The organism is Haemophilus paraphrohaemolyticus, assembly GCF_002015045.1.
Classification (GTDB): Bacteria; Pseudomonadota; Gammaproteobacteria; order Enterobacterales; family Pasteurellaceae; genus Haemophilus_A; species Haemophilus_A paraphrohaemolyticus.
Genome location: NZ_MUXX01000023.1, coordinates 1 through 3146 on the forward strand (window position 1 = coordinate 1; position 3146 = coordinate 3146).

Here is a 3146-nt window from a genome sequence, read left to right on the forward strand (position 1 = left end):
TTGTTCTTTAAAAAATTGGAAACAAGCTGAAAAACTGAAGAGACTTTCAAGTCAGTGAAATGTTTGCTGTTAAGATTAAATAGGATAGCAAATAACTGATAAGAAAAAGTCTGAGTAGTTAAATAAAATCTTAACTGAACAAAAGCAGTTAAGTGTTTAGTAATTTAATATACTTTGAATGTTTAATTGAAAACATTTGAGGTTGTATAGTTAAGTGACTAAGCGTACACGGTGGATGCCTTGGCAATCAGAGGCGATGAAGGACGTGCTAATCTGCGATAAGCTTGGATGAGTCGATAAGAGGCGTTTAATCCAAGATTTCCGAATGGGGAAACCCAGTAGATGAAGAATCTACTATCACTTGTTGAATACATAGGCAAGTGAAGCAAACCGGGAGAACTGAAACATCTAAGTACCCCGAGGAAAAGAAATCAACCGAGATTCTGTCAGTAGCGGCGAGCGAAAGCGGAAGAGCCTGTTAGTAATAGCGATTTTGTTAGAGGAATGAGCTGGGAAGCTCAATCACAGAGGGTGATAATCCCGTACTCGAAAACATTATTGTGGTACTAAGCTAACGAGAAGTAGGGCGGGACACGAGAAATCCTGTTTGAAGATGGGGGGACCATCCTCCAAGGCTAAATACTCCTGATTGACCGATAGTGAACCAGTACTGTGAAGGAAAGGCGAAAAGAACCCCAGCGAGGGGAGTGAAATAGAACCTGAAACCGTGTACGTACAAGCAGTGGGAGCAAGAGTAATCTTGTGACTGCGTACCTTTTGTATAATGGGTCAGCGACTTATATTTTGTAGCAAGGTTAACTGAATAAGGGAGCCGAAGGGAAACCGAGTCTTAACTGGGCGAAGAGTTGCAAGGTATAGACCCGAAACCCGGTGATCTAGCCATGGGCAGGTTGAAGATTGGGTAACACTAATTGGAGGACCGAACCGACTAATGTTGAAAAATTAGCGGATGACTTGTGGCTGGGGGTGAAAGGCCAATCAAACCGGGAGATAGCTGGTTCTCCCCGAAATCTATTTAGGTAGAGCCTTGAGCGGACACCTTCGGGGGTAGAGCACTGTTTCGGCTAGGGGTCCATCCCGGATTACCAACCCGATGCAAACTGCGAATACCGAAGAGTGATACTCAGGAGACACACGGTGGGTGCTAACGTCCATCGTGGAGAGGGAAACAACCCAGACCGCCAGCTAAGGTCCCAAAGTACTAGTTAAGTGGGAAACGAAGTGGGAAGGCTTAGACAGCTAGGATGTTGGCTTAGAAGCAGCCATCATTTAAAGAAAGCGTAATAGCTCACTAGTCGAGTCGGCCTGCGCGGAAGATGTAACGGGGCTAAAACTAGTCACCGAAGCTGCGGCATCAATGGAAACATTGTTGGGTAGGGGAGCGTTCTGTAAGCGGATGAAGGTGCATTGAGAAGTGTGCTGGACGTATCAGAAGTGCGAATGCTGACATAAGTAACGATAAAACGAGTGAAAAACTCGTTCGCCGGAAGACCAAGGGTTCCTGTCCAACGTTAATCGGGGCAGGGTGAGTCGGCCCCTAAGGCGAGGCTGAAAAGCGTAGTCGATGGGAAACGGGTTAATATTCCCGTACTTGGATAAATTGCGATGTGGGGACGGAGAAGGTTAGGTTAGCAGACTGTTGGATGTCTGTTTAAGCCGGTAGGTGGAGTACTTAGGCAAATCCGGGTACTCATCACACCGAGAAGTGATGACGAGGTGCTACGGCACTGAAGTAACTGATACCACGCTTCCAGGAAAAGCCACTAAGCTTCAGATTTATCTAAACCGTACTATAAACCGACACAGGTGGTCAGGTAGAGAATACTCAGGCGCTTGAGAGAACTCGGGTGAAGGAACTAGGCAAAATAGCACCGTAACTTCGGGAGAAGGTGCGCCGGCGTAGATTGTAACCCCTTGCGGGTGAAGGTTGAACCGGTCGAAGATACCAGCTGGCTGCAACTGTTTATTAAAAACACAGCACTCTGCAAACACGAAAGTGGACGTATAGGGTGTGATGCCTGCCCGGTGCTGGAAGGTTAATTGATGGTGTTATCGAAAGAGAAGCTCCTGATCGAAGCCCCAGTAAACGGCGGCCGTAACTATAACGGTCCTAAGGTAGCGAAATTCCTTGTCGGGTAAGTTCCGACCTGCACGAATGGCATAATGATGGCCAGGCTGTCTCCACCCGAGACTCAGTGAAATTGAAATCGCCGTGAAGATGCGGTGTACCCGCGGCTAGACGGAAAGACCCCGTGAACCTTTACTATAGCTTGACACTGAACATTGAATTTTGATGTGTAGGATAGGTGGGAGCCTTTGAAGCAGTCACGCCAGTGATTGTGGAGGCGTCCTTGAAATACCACCCTTTAACGTTTGATGTTCTAACGAAGAGTGGAAACACGCTCTCGGACAGTGTCTGGTGGGTAGTTTGACTGGGGCGGTCTCCTCCCAAAGAGTAACGGAGGAGCACGAAGGTTTGCTAATCACGGTCGGACATCGTGAGGTTAGTGCAATGGTATAAGCAAGCTTAACTGCGAGACAGACAAGTCGAGCAGGTACGAAAGTAGGTCATAGTGATCCGGTGGTTCTGAATGGAAGGGCCATCGCTCAACGGATAAAAGGTACTCCGGGGATAACAGGCTGATACCGCCCAAGAGTTCATATCGACGGCGGTGTTTGGCACCTCGATGTCGGCTCATCACATCCTGGGGCTGAAGTAGGTCCCAAGGGTATGGCTGTTCGCCATTTAAAGTGGTACGCGAGCTGGGTTTAGAACGTCGTGAGACAGTTCGGTCCCTATCTGCCGTGGGCGTTGGAGAATTGAAAGGGGCTGCTCCTAGTACGAGAGGACCGGAGTGGACGCATCCCTGGTGTTCCGGTTGTGTCGCCAGACGCATTGCCGGGTAGCTATATGCGGAAGAGATAAGTGCTGAAAGCATCTAAGCACGAAACTTGCCTTGAGATGAGTTCTCCCTAGCGATAAGCTAGTAAGGGTTGTTGGAGACTACGACGTAGATAGGTGTGGTGTGTAAGCGGTGCGAGCCGTTGAGCTAACACATACTAATTGCCCGAGAGGCTTAACTATACAACGCTCAAGTGTTTTTACAGCTTGTTTCGATTTTTAA

General features: G+C 48.1%; 1 rRNA gene. It reads left to right on the forward strand.

Annotated elements, in window-relative coordinates:
- Window positions 1-208 precede the first annotated feature (208 nt).
- Window positions 209-3106 (forward strand): 23S ribosomal RNA (locus B0184_RS10025).
- The last annotated feature ends 40 nt before the right edge of the window (window positions 3107-3146 follow it).